Here is a 26,045-nt window from a genome sequence, read left to right as displayed (position 1 = left end):
CTCTTTCGAAACTCATATAGACAGCTCAAAATTGTGAATTCCTGCTATTAAATTGAATCTCAAGCCAAAACGTTTTCTCCGATTGCGGTATCTGTCTGCAATAATTTTGAATCTTTTTAACAGACCAATTACATTCTCAACTACTACTCTTTTGCTTGCTAGCTCCCGATTTTCTACCTTTTTTTCCTTAATTAAGGGACTCTTTTTCATCCTTCTGTGTGGCAACTCGACATTTTTGTGAATTTTCTGAAAACCTCTATAGCCAGCATCGGCTAAAACTTTTATACCTTCTGATACATGCACTTTTGACTCCTTGAAAAGCCGAAAGTCATGCTTTCTCCCGTTTGAAAATGACGTACAAATAATTTTCTTGCTCTTCTTTTCTGCAATTATTTGTGTTTTTAGCGTATGTTTTTTCTTCTTTCCTGAATAAAATCTTTTCTGCTTTTTTTTGGTCTCTCTACAGGTGTTTCCGTTGCATCAATCACCAAAATCTCATATTTCACGTCGCTTTTTAGGAGTTCTTTTCGTCCTGGCAATGCGAAATCTTGGTGTTGTATTAGAGTATCCTCTACCCATTTTACAGTTTTATATGCCGTACTTTCACTTACTCCATAACTTTGACTTATGTGAAAATATGTACGGTATTCTCGTAAGTATTCTAATACCATGAGCAGCATATTCTCCTCGTTTAGCTTATTTTTCCTTCCTCCTTTGGCTTTCTTTTTTTTATTTTCTTCACATAAAATCCCTACCATTTTGTTAAATGTTGATCTCTTTACTCCTGTTAGTCGACGAAACTCCCCTTTATCGAGCTCTTTCACTATTTCATACTTCATTTCTCCTTACCTCAAAATTACTATTTTTACTGCTTTATCCTAGTTTCGAAAGAAGTCTATTCAATCAAAAAGCCAGCGCCTCCTGTTCCTGTCACCAGAATAGCTTGGTCAACTATAAATGAGTACACCAGAAATAAAACAGCATTACCTGCAAAAATACTATACTTAAGAGAAGAAGGTCAGTTGCTATACCACCTAGATGGAGGAAAAGAAGAAGTTGAGATGATAAAGGTTGAACTTGGAAGTTACGCTTTTGCTGCACAATATCAACAAAACCCTCTGCCACTTTCAAGTGGTATAATTAAACGAGAGTGGCTGAAGCGCTATAGAAATTTTTCTGATAGTCTCTCATATGTCACTCAGAGCTGGGACACTGCAGTTTCAACAAGCAGCATGAGCAACTTTAGCGTCTGCACCACCTGGACAAAAGTGGGCAATAAATTCTATTTACTCGATGTATATCGCGCAAAGCTTGAGTATCCAAAGCTTAAAGAGCAAGTTCTGTCACTAGCTGCAAGATGGACACCGCACGCAATTTTAATCGAAGCAAAAACAAGTGGTCAGCAATTGGTGCAAGAGCTAAAGACAAACAGTGATTTACCAATTATCGAAATAGTACCACATGATGACAAACTCACTCGATTTTATCAAATTGTTCCGATTATAGAGTCTGGCAAGGTTTTTCTGCCGCACCAAGCAGTATGGCTGAACGATTTTGAGTATGAGATTTTAATGTTTCCTGAAACTCGACACGATGATCAAGTGGATAGTACCGTGCAATATTTGCAGTGGGTGAGAGATAGTAGCTCTAGGGTCGCAGCTTTACGGGCATTGTGATTTAAGCCTACCAGATCCAAGTAGTCAGCTACTTGCATGACACCCTGACAACCGTCATCCCGCTACGTGTTAGCGGGATCTAGAGATACCGCGAATGAATCGCGGTATGACGGTTCGTGGTGGTATGACAGTTCGTGGCGGTATGACGGTTCGCGGTGGCATGACGATAAGCTCGTCATCCCGCTATGTGTTAGCGGCTAAGAGATACCGCGGCGGTATGACGGTCTGCGGCGGAATGACGGTTAAGCAATTCGTCATCCCGCTACATGTTAGCGGGATCTCTTGTTAGCGGATGAGATACCGCGAATGAATCGCGGTATGACGGTTAAGTACGTGTTAGCGGCTAAGAGATACTGCGGCGGTATGACGGTCTGCGGCGGAATGACGGTTAAGCAATTCGTCATCCCGCTACATGTTAGCGGGATCTCTTGTTAGCGGATGAGATACCGCGAATGAATCGCGGTATGACGGTTAAGTACGTGTTAGCGGCTAAGAGATACTGCGGCGGTATGACGTAGAGCTCGCGTTAGCTATAAGATTAGCTAACATTCTGCACGTCCATAAAAAACAAACCTTCTTTTTCGTCTTGAACGCTAATAATAGCGTGAGTGTTAAAAGGTAAAGGATCATTTGTATGTCCATGGCCTACCCCTTTCATAGTAAATACAGGAAAGTTAACACTTTTTGCAAACCTTTCTTTTACAACTTCAACAAGGTTATCGTTATAGCAGTTAACGAAATCCCCAAAGATTACTGCATGTACTCCATCAAAGATGTGAGCTTGTTTTAGGTGATCTAAACTGCGCTCTATTGCGTATGGGTAGACTCTTATGTCCTCTAAAAATAGAATTTTACCTTTCGCATTTATTTGCCAAACAGTTCCTATACTGTTTTCAACTAAAGTCATATTACCACCGATGATTTTAGACTTTAATCTGCCATCTTTTAGTCTAATGCCATTATTTATCGTCTTTAGGTTATCAAATCTGATAGAATCCCGCTTGTTAAGAATTAACTCTTTCAATTTTTCAACAGAGCTTTCAGAAACGGAGTTATTTACTATCATTTCCAACATGGTGCCGTGAAGAGTTTGCCAATCATATTTAGCTTGTAGATGGATGTGCAAGGCAGTTATATCGCTATAGCCTATGAGGATCTTTTTGTTTTGAGCAATCCTTTCTTTTTTATCATTGGGTAACTTTTCTAGATAGGGAATTAACCGAGAAGCCCCTTCTCCTCCTCTGATACACCAGATTATTTTACTATCATTAGTTAGTGCACTAATCAAATCATTTGCTCTGAATTCATCAGAGTTGGAATAAAATGGATTATCATTACTATATATTTTCTCCGAAATATGGGGATTAAAATCCAAAGCTTCTACATATTCTTTTATAGTAGTCAGATCTAATTCTTTTCCCTTCGAAGAAGGAGCAATAATATCAACTTGGTCGATTGCATGAATACCTGTGTTAGCACATAAAGTGAGAATGAAATATAAAAGGTAAACAATCATTAAAATATCTTATAAAACTCTTTTTTTAGTATATCATCCAATTCAGAGAGTGGAACTTTCACTCCTAGTTCTTCCATTGACGTGACGCCATAACCTTGCAACCCACAAGGAATAATACCCTTATAGTGAGAGAGGTCTGGAAAGACGTTAAGCGCTATGCCATGATAAGTTACCCATTTTCTTAAGCGAATACCAAAAGCTGCAATTTTTTTTTCTACTCCGTTATGGTTTACCCAAATGCCTATTCTATCTTCTCTAAACTCTCCAAGTATATTAAATTGCTTTAAAACATTTATGATCCACTTACTTAGATCTCTAATATATAGCTTTATATCGCATTTGTTTCTTTTTTTAAGGTTTAACATTAAATATATAATGCGCTGTCCTGGACCATGATATGTGTGTTTACCACCCCTTCCTGTTTTATATATGGGAAATAGTTTTTCAACAATATCATCAGCTGTTGCACTGATTCCTGCAGTATAAAGTGGAGGGTGCTGGAGTAGCCATACCAATTCGTCTGCTGAATTATTGTGAATTTGTTGAATTTTCTCTTCCATGGATTTTACGGCACAGTTATAATCAATAAGCTGATTAGATATTAGCCATTCTGTCATATTCTATTTCTTTTTTTTTAGTATAGCAGTTCGTTTTTTCCTGTTATTCCAGTGTGTGACACTGAGCGCAGCCTTTCTTATTCCTAATATACTTAATACTAACTTCTGTGCTATTTCTCCTTAACAAACATAGTACATGACAAATGTTTAATTATTTGTCAACACAGGTCCTCTTTACGTATAGGCAACTTTTTTTATTGAAAAATTCAGAAAAATGTTGTATAATTATTAGTAGATTTTAGGTAAAATATATGGCAAACTCAAAATTTAGCATAACTTTCAACAACGAAATTTCAGAGTGTCTTGCTGGACTGGCTAAAATAAGAAATAAGTCCATTAAAGAACTAACAGAGAAGCTAATACAAGAAGCAATTGAAAATGAGGAAGATAAAATACTAATTGAGCGTGCTGCTAAACGTAATGTTTCAGGTGTAAAGAAAATTAGAAGTGAGGATGTAGACTGGAATACAATATTATCTTCATAGAAAGCGTTCTTGAGAAAGACCTTCCAGCTCTTCCAAAAACAATAAGATTAAGGATCATAAATGCGATAAATAAGCGCCTTACAGTTGATCCCATTAACCTTGGTGAGCCATTATATTACAGATTTAAAGGACAAAGAAGATTAAGGGTAGGTGATTATCGCGTTATCTATTCCGTAAATATTATAAAATATGAAGTGGTTATCACAGAGATAGGACACAGAAAAGATATTTATAAGTAAGTACATCATATAAACATTAAATATATTTTTACTCCTTCCTGATTCATTTTCTACCTTAGGTGGCTTCGCTCAGCTCAAAAAAAAAGCTCATTCTTTTTGCTACCCCTTATTGTGCCTGCCATTTAACTACTGTGTAGAGATTGCTCTCAAACATAATGTTCGTACGTTAGTATATCCTTCCTGTGACACCAATTGATATAATTCTACCACAAATTCAATTTTTTAGGAGGCATATATGAATCTCAATATTTTTCAAAGAAAAAAAAGCGCAGTATTTACTAAATATTCTGCTTTGCAGCTAATGATGGAGCCAAGTTGGAGTAAGCGTGATTATGTAAGTTTTGCTGAGAGCCTGTCTTGAAAAGAAATGAGAAAGAGGATATGATGAGATAAGTAAAAAATAGTAGGTAAAAATGTATCCAAGTGATATAAGTGACAAAGAATGGGAAATTTTGGAGCCAAGTGTTGCACAAGGTGCAATAGGACGGCCAAGAAAGCACAATATTAGAACAATTATTAATGCAATAAGATACATAATGAAAGGTGGTTGCCAGTGGAGAATGCTGCCAAAAGATTTTCCGCCATGGAAAACGGTGTATGATTATTTTCTCAGGTGGCGTAATAGTGGCAAATTGGAAGAAATACACGATATGTTAGTAAAAAAGGTAAGAAAAATGGTTGGCAAAAATGAAATACCTTCGGTAGGAATAATTGATAGTCAATCAGTGAAAACCACTCAAAAAGGGGATCCAGAGGATATGATGCTGGCAAGAAAATAAAGGGTAGAAAACGTCACATCATTGTGGATACAATAGGCCTAATTATTACAGCTGATGTTCATAGTGCAGGCATTCAAGATCGTGATGGTGCTCTAAATCTTTTTACTCAAGCTAAACGAAAAGCTCCAACGCTACAAAGGTTTCTCGCTGATCAGGGATATATTGGTAAATTGCAAAATTACTGTTTATTGAAAACAGGATGTTTATTGACGATTACTAAAAAAGCAGCTGATGCTGTAGGATTTCAAGTTATTCCTAAACGGTGGATTGTTGAAAGAACTTTTGCTTGGCTTTCCAATTTTAGACGTATGAGCAAGGATTATGAGCATTCTCCTCTTACTTCAAAAACTAATATCTCCTTTAATATGATTACTATTATGCTTGCTAAATTAGCTGCTTAGTTCCTTTCAAGACAGGTTCTGAGGAAGGTTACATAAAAAATGTTATTGCCTTTCGAGCAATTAATATGATTGCAAGTGCTGCATCTTCGGTACCTTTTACTCTCTGCCAGCTTACTGAACAGGGAAAATCGCAATTAAAAGCCCATCCATTACTGAAATTACTTTATTCTCCTAATCCAATGACATCAAAATCGGAATTTATTGAGGGGATTGTAACTTATCGGTTAGTTAACGGCAATTCTTATATATTGATGGTTGAGTCACAGAATAGTAGAAAACCACCAACAGAGCTTTATCTTCTGCGCCCCGATAGGGTTGAAATTGTTCCAGGGAGAAATAACGTTCCTTATATCTATCGTTATACCATAAATAACAACAGTTATGACTTTAAAGTTGATAAACTAACTGGATGTTCAGCAGTGTTGCACTTAAAGACCTTTAATCCTTTGAATGATTGGTATGGGTTATCACCAATTGAGGCAGCTGCATATAGCATAGATCAACATAATCAGGCGGGTGCTTGGAATCAAGCGATGTTGCAAAATGGGGCAAGACCAAGTGGTGCAATAGTTGTAAAATCAGCAAAAGATGGAAGTGGTGGAAGTTTAAGTCAAGAGCAGTACCAACGCTTAAAAGCGCAGATAAATGATCATTATTCAGGTTCTATAAACGCTGGAAGACCGATATTGCTTGAAGGAGGCTTGGAGTGGAAAGAAATGAGCTTATCGCCAAGGGATATGGATTTTATTGAGTCCAAACACAGTTCAGCCCGCGATATCGCCCTGGCTTTTGGTGTCCCGCCGCAGTTGCTTGGCATACCAGGTGATAACACTTATAGCAATTTAGTCGAAGCACGCTTATCCCTCTGGGAACAGACGGTTTTACCAACGCTAGAAAATATTATCTGTCACCTGAATTCTTGGCTGACACCAAGATTTGGTGAAGATCTGTGCTTGTCGTATGACAAAGATGCAATAGAAATTCTCATGGAAAAGAGACAAAAGTTGTGGAAATACGTAGAAAATGCAAGCTTTATGACACTCAATAGACTTCTTTCGAAACTAGGATAAAGCAGTAAAAATAGTAATTTTGAGGTAAGGAGAAATGAAGTATGAAATAGTGAAAGAGCTCGATAAAGGGGAGTTTCGTCGACTAACAGGAGTAAAGAGATCAACATTTAACAAAATGGTAGGGATTTTATGTGAAGAAAATAAAAAAAAGAAAGCCAAAGGAGGAAGGAAAAATAAGCTAAACGAGGAGAATATGCTGCTCATGGTATTAGAATACTTACGAGAATACCGTACATATTTTCACATAAGTCAAAGTTATGGAGTAAGTGAAAGTACGGCATATAAAACTGTAAAATGGGTAGAGGATACTCTAATACAACACCAAGATTTCGCATTGCCAGGACGAAAAGAACTCCTAAAAAGCGACGTGAAATATGAGATTTTGGTGATTGATGCAACGGAAACACCTGTAGAGAGACCAAAAAAAAGCAGAAAAGATTTTATTCAGGAAAGAAGAAAAAACATACGCTAAAAACACAAATAATTGCAGAAAAGAAGAGCAAGAAAATTATTTGTACGTCATTTTCAAACGGGAGAAAGCATGACTTTCGGCTTTTCAAGGAGTCAAAAGTGCATGTATCAGAAGGTATAAAAGTTTTAGCCGATGCTGGCTATAGAGGTTTTCAGAAAATTCACAAAAATGTCGAGTTGCCACACAGAAGGATGAAAAAGAGTCCCTTAATTAAGGAAAAAAAGGTAGAAAATCGGGAGCTAGCAAGCAAAAGAGTAGTAGTTGAGAATGTAATTGGTCTGTTAAAAAGATTCAAAATTATTGCAGACAGATACCGCAATCGGAGAAAACGTTTTGGCTTGAGATTCAATTTAATAGCAGGAATTCACAATTTTGAGCTGTCTATATGAGTTTCGAAAGAGGTCTAATTACTTGAATAATTGCTCAAGCTATCAAAATAAAAGTTTTTATTCAGTAATTTGTGTATAAAGGGTACTATTTTACTAGTAGTGAAATAAATCAGAATGAAGTCTATTTTATTAACGAGGCCTTTATTGGACTCGTTCAATACAAGAAATATATTGAGAAAGTATGGATACAAAGTTTTTATAGAACCAGTATTCACAATAAAGTACTTAAATCCTGATATATCTGCGTACGAATTTGACGTTGTGATATCTACAAGTAAAAACAGTGTAAAGGCTCTTAGTCAAATATGCAAAGAGGATGACTTTCCGATTATTACAGTTGGTAATTCAACCATGCAGGCTGCAAAAAATTTGGGATTTTCTGATATAATCTCAGCAGACAGCAACGTTGATGGTCTGATATCATTCATAAAAGCTCACTATTCAAGTGCAATAAAGTTCTTATATATAAGAGGACAAGAAGTATCATGTGACCTAAAAAAGAGATTATCTGAAGAAGATTTTAACGTAAGAGAAGTTGTACTCTATAAAACAATCATTAAAAGGAGTCTAACTAATAGGTGTAAAAATTTACTGTTGGATGGTAAAATTGGTAGTGTTGCTTTTTTTTCCTCACAGACAGCAAGGGTATTTTGTTCATTAGTTCTAAAAAGTGGGTTATCTCATGTGATGAATAATGCAGTTGCATATACCATGAGTAAAAACATTGCTGATAGTTTAAAGTTAATCAAATGGAAAAAAATTATAACATCGAGGTTGCCTACTGGGGAGAGTTTAATTGATATAATTAATAAGGATTGTTGATGCTAAAGATTGCAACTTGGAATGTAAACTCCATACGTAAAAGAGTTAACCAACTTTGTAGTTTTATAGTTGATAGTCAGATAGATATAATTTTGCTGCAAGAGATAAAATGTATGGAAGAGCAATTTCCTTATGCAGAGATAGAGAAGCTGGGATATGAATGTGCTGTCTATGGACAAGTTGCAAGAAATGGCGTTTGTGTTTTATCTAAATATCCGATACTGGAGAAGTTTAAGATTGATATCGTAGAAGGTTATCAAGAAGCGCGTTATATAGAGTGCATAATAAAGCACAATAATCAGAAGGTAAGGGTGGGAAGTGTATACGTTCCAAACGGTCAAAGCCCGGACTCTCAAGCATTTGAATATAAACTCAAGTTTTTTGATAATCTATACGAAAGGATGAGCACTTTGTTAAAGAATGAAGAGTTAACTATTATAGCTGGCGATTATAATGTTGCACCGGATGAAATTGATGTCTTTGATTCAAACTTATTGAATGGCCAAGTGTGCTTTCATATAAGAGAACGTGAGAAGTTAAGAGCGATCTTGAATCTTGGGTTTAAAGATGCGTTTAGAATATCTCACCCAAATTTGCAACAATTCACTTGGTGGCATTATCAAGGCAATTCACTCAGAAATAATCAAGGAATGCGCATAGATTATATGCTGTTATCACCACAAGCTGTAGATAAATTGGAAACATGCTACATAGATGATAGATTGCGTAAGCTAGAAAATCCGTCTGACCATACTCCTGTTGTATATGCTATAGAATAATAGTAGACCTCTTACACAACTCACTTTTGGCAAACCTAGGTAATCCCTGCTTGTTTGTTGCTTGTGTTTTCTTCCTTTCGTTCGTTTTCCTTTCTTGTCCAAGGTTGATCTTGCTGTTTGCTTTCTTCGTTTCCCCTGTTGTTTTCCTGGGAAATTTGCTCAGGAACAGGTTGTTTTTCACTCTTTTCTTTTCCTTGGGAAATTTGTTCAGAAACAGAGGTACCTTTCTCAACTTCTGTAACTGGGGTTTTTAAAATATCATCAATGCCCTCGAGAATTTTTCCATTCAGTTTTGCTCTCTTTTCTGTATCATCTTTATCTTGTGAGCTAGGGTCATACAAAGTACCTTTTTTGTTATTTGAAAAAAGACTTTTGATTGTACTTACTTCAGTCCATACAAGGAGACCACCACTAACTGCTAATGCAATTGGGCCAGTGCCAAATATTAATGCTGAAAAAGCAAAAAGAGTAATAGGAAATAAAGATTTACGTAAGAACGTTTTTACCATCTCTTCATCACTAAGTGGTGGTTCATCTTCCTCTTTTTTGTCTTTACCTAAGAATGGTATTTTTTCTTTCACCCCATCCATAAAGGAGCCAGAAATATTTTTCGGGTCTATTTTGATCCCTCCAATTAGCAGCAGCGGCATTTCCAATACGAACTTTATGGATGAATCTTTAGCTTCTGTACCCCTTATATCAGCTACACACTTGGTTATTATTTGTCGTATTTTATCATCATTTAATTTCTCTTCTCTAGCTAAGCCTTGCTCCCTAATTTCTTTAAACACAGAAAGTAAAAACTGAGAAAAATTCTCTTCACTGAGTGGTTCTACATCTTCTAGCTTGACATTGTTGAATATCTTTCCACTATTCTCAAATACAAAAGTAAAAATTTTCTTTTCATTTTCATCCTGTAATCGAGGTAACCGTTCCTTTAATGACTTCAGATCACTCTGTAATTTTTGTTTTTCTTTCAATTTCTGTTTCTTCTTTTCTATTTCCTGTTCCTTCTTTTCTATTTCCTGTTTCGTTTGCTCTTCTAGTTTTTCTGGATTTTTAAAAATATCTAGGAAAGTACGATAGATTAACTGATGTTTCTCTTTTTCAAATTTAAAAACTTTCTCATCTTTGTTAGTTACCTGAGTAGGTAACTTTGGAGGTTTTGAACTTTTTACTTGTGGGCCTATCATGGCTGACCTATTTGCATTTGCTATGTTCTATTCTAACATATTTTTCGTATTAGTTCAAATGATTTATACTCCTAGAATTCACGATGTTTAAGTCATAATTAAGGGAATTTAGACCCCAGTTGTCGCCAACTTTTATTTCTACTTCAAGTGGTACAGAAATTTCTATTGCATTTTCCATTATATCTTTCATAAGTTTTGCTGTTTCTTGTACCTTTTCGTCTTCTACTTCAACCAGTAGTTCATCGTGAACCTGGAGGATTATTTTACCTACTTTTAATTGGTCAAAAAGCTGAATTGTCGCACGTTTTATTATATCAGCAGCGGTTCCTTGCAGTGGTGCGTTTATTGCTGCCCTTTCTGCAAATTGTCTTATATAAGGAATTGTATTGTTTATGTCTCTTACAAAGCATCTCCTGCCAAACAAAGTTTCTACATAACCATGCAATCTTGCGATAGACACTGTTTTTTCCATATAGGCCTTTATTTCTGGGTAACAGGAAAAATAGTAATTAATGTATTCAGCAGCTTCCGCAATGGTAATTCCAAGCCGCTTTGCAAGACCAAATGGGCTAATGCCATATATAATTCCAAAATTGATGGATTTTGCTTTGCGTCTTAATTGCTCATCTATTTCTTGCACTCCAAAAACTTGCCTTGCGGTGATCTCATGAATATCTTGTCCGTTTGCAAAAGCTTCTTTAAATGCTGCAACGTTTGCAACGTGTGCCAGGAGTCTTAATTCTATTTGCGAATAGTCAGCAGAAATTATCTTATGCCCTTTTGGCGCAATAAATGCTTGTCTGATAAGATTTCCCTCTTCGCTTCTGATAGGAATATTCTGTAAATTAGGATTGCTGGAGCTCAGCCTTCCAGTTGCAGTTGCAGTCGTTGAAAAGCTTGTGTGTATTCTACCATCAAGTGGATCAACTTGCTTTATTAATGCATCAGTGTAGGTGCCTTTTAATTTACTTAAATGTCGCCAATTTAGAATTTTACTTGCGATTTCTACCCCTTCTTCTTCGAGTGCCTCTAGAACTTCATAATTGGTGCTATACGATCCAGATTTTTTTGACTTTTTCTTTTTATTAAGCCCCATTTTGTTGAATAAAACATCACTTAATTGTTTTGGCGAAGCAATATTAAATCTTTCTCCTGCCAAATTATATATCTCATCTTCAAGCACGGCAATTACCTGCTGAAATTTATCGGACAGCTCCTGTAATTTTTGTATGTTCAGTAATATCCCATTTTTCTCCATATCAAATATTACTTTCATAAGTGGCTTATCGAAGCGCTCGTAAATTGTGAGCAATTTTTCCTGAAATAACCTTTGCTTTAGCTTTTCATGAATTGCTATTAAAGTTTTTGCCGAGAAAATTTCTGCATTTTCACTCAAATTATGCGCAACTATGTTTGGAATACTGTGATCATGCTTTCCTGTATCCAAGCTATACGACATTATCATCAAATCATCAACTGAATCTAACATCTTCTCTATTGCAGGGAAGATTTTCCTGATTTCTTTAATGTTATGTATTATTTTAAGCACTCCATTTGAGAGCAAAGTTAAGTTAATTATAATGAGTGCATCTTGTATGCTGTCTTGCTCTATATAAAAAATATTACTTTCGCTATAAGATAGACTTAATACATTGTTTTCAAGGTGGTAATGAATTGCAATTTTGCCTTCATATCTACAATGCTCCAAAAATTTCTCTAACTCTTCACTACTATATTCTATTTTCTCTTTTGTGCTAGACCCATTATAGGAAAAAAGCTTTTCCACTTTCCCTATTAAGGAATTGAATTCATACTTCTTTAAAAAGGATAATAGTTTTTCCATATTTGGAGAATGGACTTCATATTTTGCAATATCATGTTGAAGGTCTACTTTTTCGCATAGTGATAAAAGTTCTCTTGAAATTAGAGCTTTTTCCTTATGTTCGGTGAGAATATTACGAATCCTCGTTTGCTCGATATTATCAATGTTCTCTATAATATTATTCAATGAATCAAATTCATCCAGTAATTTAGCTGCAGTCTTCGGACCTATTCCCGGAACGCCTGGAATGTTGTCAGATGCATCACCAGTTAGAGAAAATAAATCAAGAAGCTTGTTTGAATTTACACCAAATTTTTCTACTATTTGTTTTTCATCTATGTATATATTTTTAATAGGATCAAATATTAGAATATTGTAATTCAAAAGCTGGAACAAATCTTTATCTGATGAAACGACTACCACTTTAAAGTCTTGGTGGTTGGCGTATTTTGCAGCTAGTGTTGCAATTATATCATCTGCTTCATAACCTTCAATCTCTTCATAGCTGAGGTTAAAAGCTTCTACCGCTTCCCTCAGTATGGTGAACTGTGGAGTTAGATCCTCAGGAGGCGTTACTCTGTTCGCTTTGTACTCAGGATATAAATTGTGCCTAAAATTCTTTTTCCCTGCATCAAGTGCTATAGTTAAGTAGTCCGAATGGGCAATGTACTTAAGAACCATATTCAGAAAGCCATATACACCACCTATTGGCATTCCTGTTGTGGTAATTAAGTGAGGTAGTACATAGTAAGCTCTGAAAAGAAAACCATAGCCATCGATGATTGTGAAAGTTTTTTCTTTCATTGTAGATATTTATGCGTGCTTTTGATGGTCCACTATTTAGCTGAGAAAATCAAGTTTTTGTTTTTCTGCTTTTGAGCGTTGTAAGAGATTTTACCGAAAATAGCATTCATGATGGGGATGTACACATATGACCTTACCCAGAAAAAGTGGAGAGAAAGTGTGGAATGTTTTTTACAAAAAGAATGATGCATCAAATTGTTCTGGAATGCAATAGTTAATAGTGACGTTGTTTGTTATAAAAAATTTCTATGTATTTAAATATTGCAGTTCTAGTTTGTTGAGCAGAGTGTTGTGAAGTATCAATAAGTATTTCTCTTTTCAATGAGCTAAAGAAGCTTTCTGCAACAGAATTGTCGTAACAACAGCCTTTATTACTCATCTATATTCTTTACAGCTAAGAGATATTGATAACCTTGCAAAGTATATTGTGAACCTTGGTCACTGTGCAGCAGTAGATTTTTAACAGGTTTACGCCTATTAATGGCCATTAATAAAGAGTTCATAACCAATTGTTTATTTATTGCACTACTCATTAACTACCATACGTGAGAATTATTGCTGCCAAATATAGCCATCCCTCCTTGGTTTTGATGTAAGTAATCCCATACTTTATTTGGTTGATCAACAATAAAGTTTTGATCTAGTATATTGGGAGCTACAGCTCTATTATCTGTTTGTTGTTTTTTAATTTTAAACTTTCTTCTCAGTATAGCCCTGATGTCATTTTTCTGCATAATACTTTGCACCGTTTTCAAATTGCAACTTTTACCCAAAGCCTTTAATTCAGCATGAATTTTAGGAGCTCCATATCTACATTTAGAAACTTGATATATTTTTTGAATAGCTTCGAGTAGCTCTTTATTTGCTGATTCTCTACTGCTTATTTTTCTTGTGGTCCACTTATAGTAGCCACTAGCAGAAAATCCTACATAATTCCTGTACTTTATAGTGTTTACTATGCTCTTTTATGAAAAAATATTTTACTCTTTTTGACTGGCCAGGGCTTTTTTTTAAATGTCTCTTTCCCTTGTTACTCTTGCTTTGTAAATCAAACCTCTCTTTGTCATAAGGTGCTACATCTGGAAATGCATTTGCCGCCGACTTTTTTTCGTTGTGTTTCTTTATCCATTTTCCTAATAAACCACCCTTTATTCCTAAATCTCTTGCTATTTTTGTAATTGTTTGACCTGCCTTTCTTTGTTCATTTGCCAGTTTAACAGCTTCCAATTTGAATTCTGCCGTATATTCTCTTACCATTTCTAATCCTCCAAAATTTTATTTTACCCGAAAAAACTCTTTTCTTTCTCTCCACTTTTTCTGGGTAAGGTCACTATTTCTTAAGTAATTTACACTTCAGAGTTTATCTGCTTTAAAGTTTACTCTATTCTGTTTCAGCATTTGTCATAAATCCTTAATTATTTCTGACTTTTTAGTTCAGTTTTTAACCATTCTTTCCTTAACTTAATGGCAGTGACAATAAGCCTATCTATCATTCTGATGTGATTTCAGTTTTTTTTACATGCAAACTCTCTAATCCCACCTTGTAGTTAGGATAAATTAGAGAGACATTAAGATCTTTTTTAATTTTAACATTACTTACTCTTTTTGATCCTAAATAAAAACTCTGTGCATAATCTGGTAACTCAATTGGCTCTGGAGGGCTAACATTGAGAAGTTTGGCTGCATACATTATCACTTCAGATTGTGTAGTGGGTAAATCGTCTGCACAATTGTATATTTCACCAGGTTTTATGTTTTGCATGGAAGAAAATAAAATATTCGATATATCTTCAACGTGAATACGAGAAAAAAAATGCCCTTCTTTTTTCACATTTCTTGCTTTGCTAAGCTGCAAGTCAATTAACACGTTCCTACCAGGACCGTATATTCCAGCTAAACGAAAAATATGTACAGGCAATCTGCTATTCAGCCACTTCCTTTCAGATCTAAGGCGCTTTTCTCCTCTGATTTCTATAGGTTTTGTTTCAGATTCCTCATTCACCCAATTACCAGAGTGATCACCATAGACGCTAGTTGCAGACAAATAACCAAACCATTTAACATTTTGCAGGCAATCACCGTATCTCTCCACAACATCATCACCATCTGGAGGAATAGAAATTAAAACGTGCGTTGCGCTTTTAAGCAGATCTTGGCTAACCTTCTCATAATTAAAGAGGATTACATTTTGTATATCTTTACTTCTTGATGTGCCACTGACTTTCCAACCTAAGTTCAGTAATTTTTTCGATAAAAATTTAGCTACATATCCATAACCAAAGCAAAACAAGTGCATGAAAATTAATTTTTAAAATTCTTCTTGATAAATTCTACTCCTAATTTTATTCCCTCTTCATTAATAATATGCCCTAATGCATGAATTGGGTGTCCTTCAACATTTACTCCATTTTCTTTCAGAGCTTTAACCGCTAAGTCGAGGGACGAAAAAGGTACCACGTCGTCAGCATCACCATGGATAACACATATGTTAGGTTTTGACTTGATCTCTGGTGCAGTTTTTGAAGGTGAAAGAAATCTACCAGAGTATGCAACAACTGATGCACAGGATTGAGAGCGGGTGAGAGCTGTATGTATTGCAAGCATTGCTCCTTGAGAAAATCCAACTAAAGAAAGTTGCGTATCTTTTAAATTAAGCTCCTTTAATTTTGTATCAATGAAATGATTTACAATTGATGTAGCATTTTTTACTCCATTATATAGCGCTTCCTCACTACGATCTTCCAAGCTGAACCACTGATAACCATCACCTATTTCTCTTTCAAACGGAGCATTGGGTACTGCAAAATATGAACCCAGTAAAAACTTGCTCATAACTTTAGCAAGGTGAATGAAATTATCGCCACTTGAGCCCCAACCATGTAAAAAAATAATCAAATTTTTCTTATTTCCGCCTGCACAAATTTCTGGGCCTTTAAGTTCAATCATTTCTTTTCCTTTTGCATTTATATTTTTATTTAACACTAATTTTCAAATTTGTAAAAACCCATGTGCAATTATGTACACTAGCTCATAACTGTATGAACATTGCAATTTGCAGGCAATTCGCGTGGCAGATGAAAGTAGCTGACACTGGAATCCAGTTCTTATTACCTGGTGTAAAGTTAAGTTTCCTGGATTCCAGTGTCAAGCACTGGGATGACACCTCTGGGCACTGCCGTCATAAAGGAACCAGTGTCAGCTACTTTCATGGCATCAATAATTGACCTCGACTTACCGTCCAACTAGAAAGTTGTATATAGAATGACAGAAATCCAGATGTTATTTACTTACTTTCGATCTTTTCTATCAATTTTTTAACTAAGCCTCTTAGCTTTTTACTGGATTCATCAAGCTCTTGAATCTGCGAGCTGTGCTCTTTCATTAGTTCCTTATAGTTACCTCTTATGTAGTCAATCATTTCCTTCATCTGAGCAATCATCTTGTTAACATCCATACTGCCCAAATCAGGTATCATGCCAGGCATAGCCCCTTCTAACATACCACCAGCCATAAGCTGCTGAGACATTTGCATAAGTGGTTTTAAAGTCTGATTAAGCAATTCAGGATCCTTGGCTAATTTTTCTATTTGCTCTTTGCAAGTATCCATATACTGCTTCATAAATTCATCTTCTTGCCCTTTGTCTATCATAATTATAACCTACCTAAAAATACGTGTTCTTTATTATATATTATTTTAAAATTAAAAACAATACAAAATACCTGTCACAATTGCATTAATACTTTTTAAATAATAAAAAATGCTCCTTTGCTTATAAAGGGTCACATACCTTCTTTAACCATTCCTTATCTTTTACGCTATTTTCTAAGTTTTTATAGACAAATTGATGGTAGCCATTTATCCATTCAATTTCATCCTTAGTAAGCATTTGCACATTTATTAGTCTTCTATCATATGGAATAGAGGTCAGTTGTTTAAAGTTTAAGAAGCCGTTTTCTTGCCTGTCAACATATATCAGATTTTCAATTCTTATTCCATACTCTCCCGGAATGTAATAGCCAGGTTCGTTGGAAAGTATCATCCCTGGCGTGAGTTTCACTTTATTACTTTTTGATATTGCTTGTGGTCCTTCGTGTACTGATAGGTAACTTCCTACTCCATGCCCTGTACCATGCATATAGTCCATTCCAAATTTCCATAAATGCGTACGTGCTAATATATCCAATTCTCCACCAGTAGTGCCAGGAGGAAAGATGACACTTGCTATAGCAATGTGAGCTTTGAGTACTATTGTATAGTGGGTTATTTGTTCATCAGTTGGATTGCCAATTGCTACAGTTCTTGTCACATCAGTTGTGCCGTCAAGGTACTGGCCACCAGAGTCAATCAAATACAGTCCATCTTTCTGAATTACTTTATTCGTCTTACTGCTTGCACGATAGTGAATTATTGCCCCATTCTCATTAAATGCTGAAATTATTGGAAAACTTAGTTGCTTAAACAAATTCTGCTCTTTTCTGTATTCTAAAATCTTTTCTTCAGCTTCAAGTTCTGTACCAACATTATTTTCAAGCCAATATAGAAAATTTGTAACTGCCACTCCATCTCTGATATGCGCATTTATAGCCCCAGCTATTTCAGTTTGGTTTTTTGCTGCTTTATAAATTAGACAAGGATCTTCTCTCTCAGCTACCTGTTTATCTTTTATTACAGCCATGATACTCATTGGAGTTGTGCTTGGATCCATGACTATTGAATTTAGCTTGTGCAGCGAATTTTCTAGCTCACTAATATCAAAAATATTTATATGATTGCCTAAATTTGCTTCTATAGTTGAATGTTCTTTATCTTGAATAAACAAACCAACATTACCGCTTTTATACAATATAGCACGGCCCAATATACATGGAGTATATTTAGCATTTTCATTTCTTAAATTTAATAACCACGAAATTGAATTTGGATCAGTTAAAAGCACTGCTTCAGCTTCTTTATCTATACTTTTAGCGACTTTTTCACATTTGTCCTTACTACTTTCACCAGCATATTCAATAGAATGTAAAACCACTGCTTGTTTTCGACAGTCACTTTTTTTTTCCAGCTAAACAGGGTATTAATTTACAGATATTCTCATACTTTCTTATATCTTCTATGGTAAAATATTGCAAATAATAACCTAGTGAGGCAGTCGATGTTAAGTTTGCTTTTATCCATTCGCGTGGATCCTCTTCTTGTATATTATATACTTGAAAATTGCCCCGATCGAGCTGATTGCGAGCTTGTGTGATATAGCGTCCATCCGTAAAAAATGGGCACTTGTTGTCTTTTGTAACGATAAGTAGCCCATTTGTTCCTGTAAAGCCACACAGCTTTGTTAGCTCCTCTGAATACTCATTTAAATATTCATCTTTAGTATGCAACATAAATGCATCAACGTTTATCTCGTGCATAAAAGAACGAAATTCTTCGATTTTTGACATAGAACACCTCATACAAAATTAGCAGCCACTTTCGTTTTCCTGTTTCTCAAATACACTAATATGCTCACTATCGCTGCAGGAGTGATGCCTTGTATTTGCTTTGCAATGCCAATCGTCGCTGGTTTTATCGTCTGCAACTTTTCTATTACTTCACTTGACAGGCCTTTAACTTGTGAATAGTTAAAATCAATTGGAATTTGAGTGTTAATTTCCTCTCGTAAAAACTTCATATCCGCTTCTTGTCTTATTAGATAAGGTTTGTATTTTGCTTCAATTTCAACCGCTTCGCATATTTCATTCTTAGTTATGCTACCCATTGCGGTGCCATCCCAGCGCGTGATGCTGCTTAACTCCGGCCATATTTCTTGTAATTTATTCCAGTCGATGTTTGGATAGCTAAGTAAATCTAGTGCCGTTTTTCTTATCCCATCATAAGATATTTTGATACCATAAGACCTAAGCTGCTCAGGAGTAATCGTCAGACTCCCTAACTTCTCTTCAAGCTGCTTAATGGATTCAAGTTTATTCTGTAAAACAGAGTATCTCTCATGCGAAACAAGGGAAATATCATAACCTTTTTGTGTTAATCTTCTATCTGCATTGTCTGACCTGATAGCTAGCCTATATTCTGCACGTGAGGTAAATAATCTATAAGGTTCGATCACCCCTTTGGTGACTAGATCATCTATCATTACGCCGATATATGAGTCTGTGCGATGAAGAACAAAGCTTTCTTTTTTTTCAGATGCAGAGAGTGCTGCATTAATTCCGGCAATAATTCCTTGCCCTGCTGCTTCTTCATATCCAGTAGTGCCATTAATTTGGCCAGCAAAATATAGGCCTTTAATTTTCTTAGTTTCAAGAGTATGGCTTAGTTCTCGTGGATCAATATAGTCATACTCAACTGCATATCCAGGTCTTAGTATTTCTGCATTTTCAAGTCCCTTGATACTCTTTATCATTTCACACTGCACTTCAATAGGCAATGAATTTGAAATTCCGTTCGGGTATATAGTATCATCATTCAAGCCCTCTGGTTCTAAAAATATTTGATGACTACTTTTTTCTGCGAATTTTTTAACCTTAGTTTCAATGGATGGGCAGTATCTTGGTGCAACAATGTCATCTAAATATGAAGAAGCTGATCTGTGAAGATTTTCTCTGATTATTTTATGCGTGTTTTCATTAGTATGGGTAATAAAGCATGATACCTGAGGTTGGTTAATTTTTTCTGTGAGATAAGAAAATGGCACAGGTGGATTATCACCCACTTGTTCTTGCAATATTGACCAGTTTATAGTGCCACGATCAAGCCTCGGTGGAGTTCCAGTACGCAATCTACCTAATTTAAAATTATATTTCTTCAACGTATTTGCAAGTTCTACGGCAGGCTTATCTCCCATTCTCCCTGAAGGAGTTACCTGCTCTCCTATATGAATCACACCCCGCAGAAAAGTCCCTGTAGTTAGAACGACTTTACTTGTCAGTATATGCTCCCCTGAGCTTGTTATTACAGCTTTAATGCACAATTCTCCATTGTTATTACTCTCTATAAGAAAATCGTCAACCGACTCTTCTTTTACCGTCAAATTATTATAATTTAGAATAATTTCCTGTATTGCTTGCTTGTATAATTTTCGGTCTGCCTGTGCACGCGGGCCCCATACTGCTGCACCTCTGCTGCTATTTAAAATGACTGAGTGTATACTTGCTTGATCGATTGCTCTTCCCATTATTCCATCAAGAGCGTCAACTTCCCTGACTACAACGCCCTTTGCAACTCCTCCGATTGCTGGATTGCAGGACATTTCCCCTATAGTTGAAATTTTATGAGTTATAAGCAGCGTGTTTGCACCAAGGCGAGCAGCAGCAGCAGCAGCTTCGCACCCTGCATGACCACCACCTACTACTACTACATCATATTTATGCATGCCTTCTTGAGTAATTCTTACTCTACTAATATTCTAACTATTAGCGGTTAATGTCAAATTTTACAGTAATTAACTATTTCAATCATCAGTGGCCAATGTATAGCTAACTCACGTCATACCGTCACGGTATCTCTAGATCCCGCTAACAAGCAGCGGGATGACGGTTTTTCAAATTATCGGGTTTTAGTGGGGCGAGCGACCAGGATCGAACTGGCGACATTCAGTACCACAAACTGACGCTCTACCAACTGAGCTACGCCCGCCAAGATATAAAATTTCTAACATAAGAGCGCAAATAGTCAATTGATTATTTAACTCTCTTTTTGCAGAGGGTTTTAAGTTTAGCCAATAAATATTTTCATTGATACTTTTACCATTATAGTTAATTGTATTGACACTAATGAAATAGTGGTATGTTTAAAAGTATTTTCACATTTAGTTTTTTTACGGCTATTTCAAGGATCTCAGGGTTAATAAGAGATGTATTGATTGCTACGGTTATTGGTGCGAACTCTCTTGCAGACATATTTTTTTCTTCGTTTCGTTTTGCCAATCTATTTCGAGCATTTTTTGCAGAAGGAGCGTTCACTACCTCATTCATACCATTATATTCGACAGAATCATATGATAATAAAAAGGCATTTAATTTTGCAAGTAGTGTAATATCCATTACGTTTATTATCTTAGTAATTTTTTGCCTTATCATGCAAACTTTCTCCCCTTATATGATTCAAATTTTTGCTCCTGGATTTGACCAAAGTAAGTTTACCCTTACTGTTACTTTATCAAGAATTATGATGCCCTACATAATCTTTGTTTCAATTGCATCACTTATTGGTGGAATGCTGCAAGTAAAGCAGCATTTTGCTTCAACAGCTATTGCACCAATCGTTTTGAATCTCTGTTTAATCATCAGTTTGTTTGTGCCTTACGTAAAAACTCCAGCGCACAACCTTTCTATAGCTGTCCTTATAGGAGGAATTTTCCAGCTACTTTTGATACTATTTAGTGCATACAAGTTAAAGGCAGCTTTTTCTTTTAGCCTTGAATTAAGCAATGAAGTAAGGTTATTTTTTAAGCGTGTGATACCTGCAATTATCAACAATTGTGTAACTCAAATAAGCTTATGGATTGATACAATCATGGCGAGTTTTATACCAAATGCGGTGTCCTATATATATTATGCCGATAGACTAAATCAACTACCGCAGGGAATAATCGGTACTGCAATTGGTACAGTGCTTCTTCCTTTAATTTCAAAACAGGTGGATAATACTGAAAATATAGTCAAAATACAGAACAAGGCTCTCAACATAGGATTAATGTTAATTATGCCAACAACTGCTGCCTTTATCATTATTCCCGACATAATTTTACTTACGCTTTTTTCTTACGGCCGGTTTGATCATTATGCAGTGCAGCAAACTGTTCCCACTTTAATAGCATTTTCTCTTTCTTTACCTGCATTTATTATAAATAAAGTATTGCTACCTACATTTTTTGCTAAAGGCAATCTGAAAATACCAACCATATTTTCGCTAATGTGTCTTGGAATTAATGTAGTGCTAAACCTTTTGTTAATGAACGAGTATCAGCATACGGGGATTGCTATTGCTACTTCCGTTTCCACTTGGATAAACTCTATTCTATTAATTAGTTATTTAACAATAAATAAAATGTATAAGGTTAGCCAAGCGTTATTGTTAAATGTCATGAAAATTTTTGTAGCAACGGCAGTCATGTCAATAGCCCTTTATATTTTTAATTCTTTGTTGGCAGGATTATTTTTTGATAAAATGTTGGCTCGTATTGTTTATTTAACGACTTTAATAGCTTTGAGTGTTATTGTTTATTTTGGTATTCTCTATTTAATATTTAAGGGAAACTTTAAGCATGTGTAAATTATGAGACTTTCTTTATATGCTATATTATCAATCTCACTGCTATTAATTCTCATGCATGTTGCTGCAACTTTTAAGGATTGGAGTGGCTACAGGAAATATATCATAAAAGAGTTAGAGAAGACGTATGATGCTAAAGTGCATATTGGGGGAAAAATTAAAGTTTCGTTGATTACCCCAAAGCTCACTATTTATAATGTATACGTACAATACAACGAAAATAAAGAGCAAAAGTTGTCAGATTTAATTAGTGTAAGAAAAATTGAAATAAGGCCATCGTTCCTATCGTTGTTTTTATTTTCGTTGCAACCAAAGTCAATCACATTGTTTGGCATGAAAAGCAACAAAGAAAATTTACTTAATATTATAAATACAAACGCCAGTGGTAACACAGTCGATATAGTAATAAAAGACAGCCAAGTAAGTTTCAAGAATGATTTCGCTGATATTGTTAACATAAAGGAAGTTGCTGTAAAAAAAAATAAGCAGTTTTTTGGTAAAGTAAAGGTAGGTGATAATAATTACGATTTTTCAGGAAAGGTTAATATCACAAAAAGGAATGTACACATTAGTGTTGAATCAAATTTTGTAAATTTGCTATTTACAGGTAATAGAAATCAAGAAGAACTCCAGGGTAATTTAACATTAACAATTAATAACAGTTCCGGTTCTGTGAGTGATTTAGCAAAAATCATTAATCTTAGCTTTCTCTCTTGTGTTATTCCTAGCGAAAATATCAAGATATCATCCAATATAAGTCTTAATGAAAGTGAGTTTACGGCAACTGACTTAAAAATTGATTCCAAAAGCATGCAAGCCAGCGGTACAATACAAAATGATAGAAAAGGCAATCACACTAATTTCAATATTAGCTTCAGTAAAGTTGATTTAGATTCCATACAAAATGATTCACAAAGAACAATGAATATGAAGGATCTTCTGGAATGTTTTAGAGCAGTTGTGCCAAAGAACTTGAGCTTAAATTTTAATATGGAAGCTTCTAACATTCAATATCAAAACAAAATATTGGACAATTTCCGTGCTGTACTAAAATCCACTGATGGCAAAGTAAAAGTTAATACGCTTCTTAAATTTCCTGGAATCAATAATATATCTTACTTATCAGGAGAGATCTCAAACAATAATGTCCTATCTGAATTCAACGGTGATTTATTAGTCGAAGGAAATGATTTTGAGTCATTCATTTCATGTTTTTTCCCTTCTATAAAGATGAAAGAAAACCAGAAAAATCAATTTACACTAAGTTCTAAACTGCACCTTGCACCAAGAATATTATCTATCTCAGACATTAGACTGCTAAATAATAAGGAATCCTTGCAAGGGTCAATTAGAGTAAGCCACACAAAAAAACACAATGCGATCAATGGTGAATTTAGCATGCATAATCTTGATGCAGATAAATATGATCATTCATTATTTAGCAGTTTACCTAAAATGCAATGGCTGAAAATTTTTCAGTATGATGCAAATATAAAGGCCAGTGTTAATAACCTTACATTGAATGATACGAAAATTAAAAATTTGGATTTTTTGCTAAAAATGGAAAAAGGTAAGCTAGTTGCAGATAAAATAAAACTATCTGGAGAAGATTTCGATATTACCGGTAATGCAAAAATATTAGCAGATCAAAAATACGCCAAACCTTTATTAGATGTTAACCTTACGGGCAGTAAATTTAATGGAAATATCTTTAAATTACCGAATTTAGTAGAAGTGAAAAGAAGTTCAAGAAATGAGATAGATCAAATTCAATGGTCAACAAAGCAGCTTGATTTTTTGGATGATAAAGAAGGCTTTGATGCAAATGTGCAAATCAATACTGCAGAATTTAAAACCGAGCAGAATGTTTTAAAAGATTTTAATTTGGATGCGGTAATGAGAAACAACACTATCACTATCAGGCAGGCAAGTTACGTATTAGAACACGGGCAAGTGTTTTTTCAGGGTTATTTAAGATCAGACTCAATAAATACAAGGTTTTCTATTGTAAATTTGGACACTAAAAAGATTGGTAAGGTTATAGGAATTGACAATGTAAATGGTCAGGTAAGCTTAAATGGTGAAATCAAAACTCAAGGAAAAAGTTTTCATGATTGGGCTAGTAACTTATCAGGAGATGTAAACTTACAAGCGCAAGGAATAGAAGTTACTAATGTAGATTTCAATTCATTTATCACTAATTTGTTAAGCAGTAAGAATAAATCTGAAATTTCCACACTTGCTTATGTTGATATATATAACGGTAAAACATTTTTTGAAAATATTAGCGGAAAAGCAAGTATTAAGAGTGGTATATGTTCAACTAGTTTACAGTTCGGGATTGATCAAGCATCAGGGTCGATCTCTTCTAATTTAACCTTATCTAACTTCGCTTTAGCTTCTATATTCAGGTTCTTTTTCATTCCACCAGGCTATAGTAATCCAATCTATATCGATATGCATTTGGATGGCCCTATTTGGCGTCCTAAGATGAGTTTTGATGTAGACCAAATCTTCACCGCTTTAGTCAGCAAGAGAAATGGTTGATTTACTTAGGCGTACGGTTTAGGGGACAATGAACTCATCTGAACGGATACAAACTTAACCTAACTCATCACCACCCGGCAGCGGTGGCAAGCCAAAAGCTTCTCTTTTTTCATTAGACCTCTTTCGAAACTCATATAGACAGCTCAAAATTGTGAATTCCTGCTATTAAATTGAATCTCAAGCCAAAACGTTTTCTCCGATTGCGGTATCTGTCTGCAATAATTTTGAATCTTTTTAACAGACCAATTACATTCTCAACTACTACTCTTTTGCTTGCTAGCTCCCGATTTTCTACCTTTTTTTCCTTAATTAAGGGACTCTTTTTCATCCTTCTGTGTGGCAACTCGACATTTTTGTGAATTTTCTGAAAACCTCTATAGCCAGCATCGGCTAAAACTTTTATACCTTCTGATACATGCACTTTTGACTCCTTGAAAAGCCGAAAGTCATGCTTTCTCCCGTTTGAAAATGACGTACAAATAATTTTCTTGCTCTTCTTTTCTGCAATTATTTGTGTTTTTAGCGTATGTTTTTTCTTCTTTCCTGAATAAAATCTTTTCTGCTTTTTTTTGGTCTCTCTACAGGTGTTTCCGTTGCATCAATCACCAAAATCTCATATTTCACGTCGCTTTTTAGGAGTTCTTTTCGTCCTGGCAATGCGAAATCTTGGTGTTGTATTAGAGTATCCTCTACCCATTTTACAGTTTTATATGCCGTACTTTCACTTACTCCATAACTTTGACTTATGTGAAAATATGTACGGTATTCTCGTAAGTATTCTAATACCATGAGCAGCATATTCTCCTCGTTTAGCTTATTTTTCCTTCCTCCTTTGGCTTTCTTTTTTTTATTTTCTTCACATAAAATCCCTACCATTTTGTTAAATGTTGATCTCTTTACTCCTGTTAGTCGACGAAACTCCCCTTTATCGAGCTCTTTCACTATTTCATACTTCATTTCTCCTTACCTCAAAATTACTATTTTTACTGCTTTATCCTAGTTTCGAAAGAAGTCTATTGATGTGGAAGTAGGAGTACTAAGCGCTCCTACCCCAATAAGCCCACAATTTCTGCTTACACTTTTTTGACGCTAATTACATAGAACTCTTTTGAATGGCTTCCTTCAGTGGAATTATATAGCTAATATTCCTGTATAAGTTAAAT

24 protein-coding genes, 1 tRNA gene and 2 pseudogenes are annotated in these 26,045 nt (G+C 35.2%); 11 read left to right on the top strand and 16 right to left on the bottom strand.

What is annotated here, in order from left to right; translation table 11 throughout:
- Positions 1-12: 12 nt before the first annotated feature.
- Positions 13-839, bottom strand: a protein-coding gene (locus ACICQD_RS07085) for an IS5 family transposase (RefSeq protein WP_395461446.1) whose coding sequence is annotated in 2 segments (ribosomal slippage) — positions 13-452 and positions 452-839 — 828 coding nt in all. Because the reading frame shifts where the segments join, the coding sequence is not laid out codon by codon here.
- A gap of 45 nt (positions 840-884) precedes the next feature.
- Between ACICQD_RS07085 and terL the strand changes: the two are divergent.
- Positions 885-1,676 (top strand): annotated as a pseudogene (gene terL / locus ACICQD_RS07080) (phage terminase large subunit); the annotation flags it as partial.
- Positions 1,677-2,214: 538 nt separating this feature from the next.
- Here terL and ACICQD_RS07075 read toward each other — a convergent pair.
- Together ACICQD_RS07075 and lipB are read right to left on the bottom strand one after the other, a co-directional pair.
- The gene (locus tag ACICQD_RS07075) at positions 2,215-3,192 is read right to left on the bottom strand and encodes an LD-carboxypeptidase (protein ID WP_395461791.1); all 978 of its coding nucleotides are present in this window, start codon (positions 3,190-3,192) and stop codon (positions 2,215-2,217) included.
- The gene (lipB, locus tag ACICQD_RS07070) at positions 3,192-3,809 is read right to left on the bottom strand and encodes a lipoyl(octanoyl) transferase LipB (protein ID WP_010081985.1); all 618 of its coding nucleotides are present in this window, start codon (positions 3,807-3,809) and stop codon (positions 3,192-3,194) included. Before lipB ends, ACICQD_RS07075 begins: the two co-directional genes overlap by 1 nt.
- Positions 3,810-4,060: 251 nt before the next feature.
- Here lipB and ACICQD_RS07065 point away from each other — a divergent pair, with 251 nt between their 5' ends.
- The 8 genes from ACICQD_RS07065 (at position 4,061) to ACICQD_RS07030 (ending at position 9,245) form a co-directional block, all read left to right on the top strand.
- Positions 4,061-4,294, top strand: a complete 234-nt coding sequence (locus ACICQD_RS07065) for a DUF6290 family protein (RefSeq protein WP_010081986.1) — start codon at positions 4,061-4,063, stop codon at positions 4,292-4,294.
- On the top strand, positions 4,270-4,533 hold the full coding sequence (locus tag ACICQD_RS07060) for a type II toxin-antitoxin system RelE family toxin (RefSeq protein WP_080717643.1): 264 nt from the start codon (positions 4,270-4,272) through the stop codon (positions 4,531-4,533). The genes ACICQD_RS07065 and ACICQD_RS07060 overlap by 25 nt, the downstream gene beginning before the upstream one ends.
- A gap of 235 nt (positions 4,534-4,768) precedes the next feature.
- Positions 4,769-4,894, top strand: a complete 126-nt coding sequence (locus ACICQD_RS07055) for a hypothetical protein (protein ID WP_395461790.1) — start codon at positions 4,769-4,771, stop codon at positions 4,892-4,894.
- Positions 4,895-4,946: 52 nt separating this feature from the next.
- Positions 4,947-5,713 (top strand): IS5 family transposase gene (locus tag ACICQD_RS07050; RefSeq protein ID WP_395461506.1). Its coding sequence is split into 2 segments (ribosomal slippage): positions 4,947-5,274 and positions 5,274-5,713, totalling 768 coding nucleotides; the frame shifts between segments, so codons are not numbered across the junction.
- Positions 5,701-6,783: a phage portal protein gene (locus ACICQD_RS07045; RefSeq protein WP_395461835.1), complete on the top strand. Its 1,083-nt coding sequence runs from the start codon at positions 5,701-5,703 to the stop codon at positions 6,781-6,783. Before ACICQD_RS07050 ends, ACICQD_RS07045 begins: the two co-directional genes overlap by 13 nt.
- Before the next feature lie 34 nt (positions 6,784-6,817).
- Positions 6,818-7,644, top strand: a protein-coding gene (locus ACICQD_RS07040) for an IS5 family transposase (RefSeq protein WP_395461446.1) whose coding sequence is annotated in 2 segments (ribosomal slippage) — positions 6,818-7,205 and positions 7,205-7,644 — 828 coding nt in all. Because the reading frame shifts where the segments join, the coding sequence is not laid out codon by codon here.
- A 114-nt stretch (positions 7,645-7,758) separates the two neighbouring features.
- A complete protein-coding gene (locus tag ACICQD_RS07035) occupies positions 7,759-8,466 on the top strand; it encodes a uroporphyrinogen-III synthase (protein ID WP_395461789.1) in 708 nt (235 codons plus the stop codon).
- Positions 8,466-9,245 carry an exodeoxyribonuclease III gene (locus tag ACICQD_RS07030; RefSeq protein WP_264373726.1) on the top strand — a complete coding sequence of 260 codons (780 nt, stop codon included), beginning with the start codon at positions 8,466-8,468 and terminating at the stop codon, positions 9,243-9,245. Before ACICQD_RS07035 ends, ACICQD_RS07030 begins: the two co-directional genes overlap by 1 nt.
- Positions 9,246-9,280: 35 nt before the next feature.
- Here ACICQD_RS07030 and ACICQD_RS07025 read toward each other — a convergent pair whose 3' ends face one another.
- From ACICQD_RS07025 to ACICQD_RS06970, 12 genes and pseudogenes are all read right to left on the bottom strand, one after another.
- The gene (locus ACICQD_RS07025; RefSeq protein WP_395461788.1) at positions 9,281-10,438 is read right to left on the bottom strand and encodes a hypothetical protein; all 1,158 of its coding nucleotides are present in this window, start codon (positions 10,436-10,438) and stop codon (positions 9,281-9,283) included.
- Between the two features lie 49 nt (positions 10,439-10,487).
- Positions 10,488-13,064 carry a DNA polymerase I gene (polA, locus tag ACICQD_RS07020; protein WP_395461787.1) on the bottom strand — a complete coding sequence of 859 codons (2,577 nt, stop codon included), beginning with the start codon at positions 13,062-13,064 and terminating at the stop codon, positions 10,488-10,490.
- Positions 13,065-13,278: 214 nt separating this feature from the next.
- A complete protein-coding gene (locus tag ACICQD_RS07015; RefSeq protein WP_395461786.1) occupies positions 13,279-13,443 on the bottom strand; it encodes an IS3 family transposase in 165 nt (54 codons plus the stop codon).
- A complete protein-coding gene (locus ACICQD_RS07010) occupies positions 13,436-13,597 on the bottom strand; it encodes a hypothetical protein (RefSeq protein ID WP_264373729.1) in 162 nt (53 codons plus the stop codon). Before ACICQD_RS07010 ends, ACICQD_RS07015 begins: the two co-directional genes overlap by 8 nt.
- A gap of 3 nt (positions 13,598-13,600) precedes the next feature.
- The gene (locus tag ACICQD_RS07005; RefSeq protein WP_082246251.1) at positions 13,601-13,948 is read right to left on the bottom strand and encodes an IS3 family transposase; all 348 of its coding nucleotides are present in this window, start codon (positions 13,946-13,948) and stop codon (positions 13,601-13,603) included.
- A 28-nt stretch (positions 13,949-13,976) separates the two neighbouring features.
- Positions 13,977-14,321 carry a transposase gene (locus ACICQD_RS07000; protein ID WP_264373730.1) on the bottom strand — a complete coding sequence of 115 codons (345 nt, stop codon included), beginning with the start codon at positions 14,319-14,321 and terminating at the stop codon, positions 13,977-13,979.
- 232 nt (positions 14,322-14,553) lie between these two features.
- Positions 14,554-15,360 carry an SDR family oxidoreductase gene (locus tag ACICQD_RS06995; RefSeq protein ID WP_209472450.1) on the bottom strand — a complete coding sequence of 269 codons (807 nt, stop codon included), beginning with the start codon at positions 15,358-15,360 and terminating at the stop codon, positions 14,554-14,556.
- A gap of 5 nt (positions 15,361-15,365) precedes the next feature.
- Entirely contained in the window at positions 15,366-16,010 is a 645-nt protein-coding gene (locus ACICQD_RS06990; RefSeq protein ID WP_015589325.1) for an alpha/beta hydrolase, read from the bottom strand.
- Between the two features lie 337 nt (positions 16,011-16,347).
- Positions 16,348-16,713, bottom strand: coding sequence for a hypothetical protein (locus ACICQD_RS06985; protein WP_264373731.1), 366 nt, complete (start codon positions 16,711-16,713; stop codon positions 16,348-16,350).
- 121 nt (positions 16,714-16,834) lie between these two features.
- Positions 16,835-18,503, bottom strand: a pseudogene (locus ACICQD_RS06980) (M24 family metallopeptidase).
- An 8-nt stretch (positions 18,504-18,511) separates the two neighbouring features.
- The gene (gene mnmG / locus ACICQD_RS06975; RefSeq protein WP_395461785.1) at positions 18,512-20,434 is read right to left on the bottom strand and encodes a tRNA uridine-5-carboxymethylaminomethyl(34) synthesis enzyme MnmG; all 1,923 of its coding nucleotides are present in this window, start codon (positions 20,432-20,434) and stop codon (positions 18,512-18,514) included.
- Between the two features lie 187 nt (positions 20,435-20,621).
- Positions 20,622-20,697 (bottom strand) — tRNA-His (locus ACICQD_RS06970).
- Positions 20,698-20,847: 150 nt separating this feature from the next.
- Here ACICQD_RS06970 and murJ point away from each other — a divergent pair.
- Both murJ and ACICQD_RS06960 read left to right on the top strand, forming a co-directional pair.
- Positions 20,848-22,335, top strand: a complete 1,488-nt coding sequence (gene murJ / locus ACICQD_RS06965; RefSeq protein WP_010962984.1) for a murein biosynthesis integral membrane protein MurJ — start codon at positions 20,848-20,850, stop codon at positions 22,333-22,335.
- A 3-nt stretch (positions 22,336-22,338) separates the two neighbouring features.
- The gene (locus ACICQD_RS06960) at positions 22,339-24,882 is read left to right on the top strand and encodes an AsmA-like C-terminal region-containing protein (protein ID WP_395461784.1); all 2,544 of its coding nucleotides are present in this window, start codon (positions 22,339-22,341) and stop codon (positions 24,880-24,882) included.
- Between the two features lie 130 nt (positions 24,883-25,012).
- On the opposite strand, the gene ACICQD_RS06955 is transcribed toward ACICQD_RS06960, so the two are convergent.
- Positions 25,013-25,839, bottom strand: a protein-coding gene (locus ACICQD_RS06955; RefSeq protein ID WP_395461446.1) for an IS5 family transposase whose coding sequence is annotated in 2 segments (ribosomal slippage) — positions 25,013-25,452 and positions 25,452-25,839 — 828 coding nt in all. Because the reading frame shifts where the segments join, the coding sequence is not laid out codon by codon here.
- Between the last annotated feature and the right edge of the window lie 206 nt (positions 25,840-26,045).

The organism is Wolbachia endosymbiont (group A) of Therophilus tumidulus, assembly GCF_964277345.1.
GTDB lineage: Bacteria > Pseudomonadota > Alphaproteobacteria > Rickettsiales > Anaplasmataceae > Wolbachia > Wolbachia pipientis.
Note: the sequence above shows the minus strand (reverse complement) of the source record. Positions and strands in the feature narration are given on the sequence as shown.

Excerpts from the sequence above, each read along its gene's own strand:
- ACICQD_RS07065 (WP_010081986.1), top strand. The coding sequence starts at position 4,061 with ATGGCAAACTCAAAATTTAGCATAACTTTCAACAACGAAATTTCAGAG.
- ACICQD_RS07030 (WP_264373726.1), top strand. The coding sequence starts at position 8,466 with ATGCTAAAGATTGCAACTTGGAATGTAAACTCCATACGTAAAAGAGTT.
- ACICQD_RS07025 (WP_395461788.1), bottom strand. The coding sequence starts at position 10,438 with ATGATAGGCCCACAAGTAAAAAGTTCAAAACCTCCAAAGTTACCTACT.
- ACICQD_RS06990 (WP_015589325.1), bottom strand. The coding sequence starts at position 16,010 with ATGATTGAACTTAAAGGCCCAGAAATTTGTGCAGGCGGAAATAAGAAA.
- ACICQD_RS07075 (WP_395461791.1), bottom strand. The coding sequence starts at position 3,192 with ATGATTGTTTACCTTTTATATTTCATTCTCACTTTATGTGCTAACACA.
- mnmG (WP_395461785.1), bottom strand. The coding sequence starts at position 20,434 with ATGCATAAATATGATGTAGTAGTAGTAGGTGGTGGTCATGCAGGGTGC.
- polA (WP_395461787.1), bottom strand. The coding sequence starts at position 13,064 with ATGAAAGAAAAAACTTTCACAATCATCGATGGCTATGGTTTTCTTTTC.
- ACICQD_RS07015 (WP_395461786.1), bottom strand. The coding sequence starts at position 13,443 with ATGAGTAATAAAGGCTGTTGTTACGACAATTCTGTTGCAGAAAGCTTC.
- lipB (WP_010081985.1), bottom strand. The coding sequence starts at position 3,809 with ATGACAGAATGGCTAATATCTAATCAGCTTATTGATTATAACTGTGCC.
- ACICQD_RS06995 (WP_209472450.1), bottom strand. The coding sequence starts at position 15,360 with ATGCACTTGTTTTGCTTTGGTTATGGATATGTAGCTAAATTTTTATCG.
- ACICQD_RS06960 (WP_395461784.1), top strand. The coding sequence starts at position 22,339 with ATGAGACTTTCTTTATATGCTATATTATCAATCTCACTGCTATTAATT.
- ACICQD_RS07055 (WP_395461790.1), top strand. The coding sequence starts at position 4,769 with ATGAATCTCAATATTTTTCAAAGAAAAAAAAGCGCAGTATTTACTAAA.
- murJ (WP_010962984.1), top strand. The coding sequence starts at position 20,848 with ATGTTTAAAAGTATTTTCACATTTAGTTTTTTTACGGCTATTTCAAGG.
- ACICQD_RS06985 (WP_264373731.1), bottom strand. The coding sequence starts at position 16,713 with ATGATAGACAAAGGGCAAGAAGATGAATTTATGAAGCAGTATATGGAT.
- ACICQD_RS07035 (WP_395461789.1), top strand. The coding sequence starts at position 7,759 with ATGAAGTCTATTTTATTAACGAGGCCTTTATTGGACTCGTTCAATACA.
- ACICQD_RS07010 (WP_264373729.1), bottom strand. The coding sequence starts at position 13,597 with ATGAGTAGTGCAATAAATAAACAATTGGTTATGAACTCTTTATTAATG.
- ACICQD_RS07000 (WP_264373730.1), bottom strand. The coding sequence starts at position 14,321 with ATGGTAAGAGAATATACGGCAGAATTCAAATTGGAAGCTGTTAAACTG.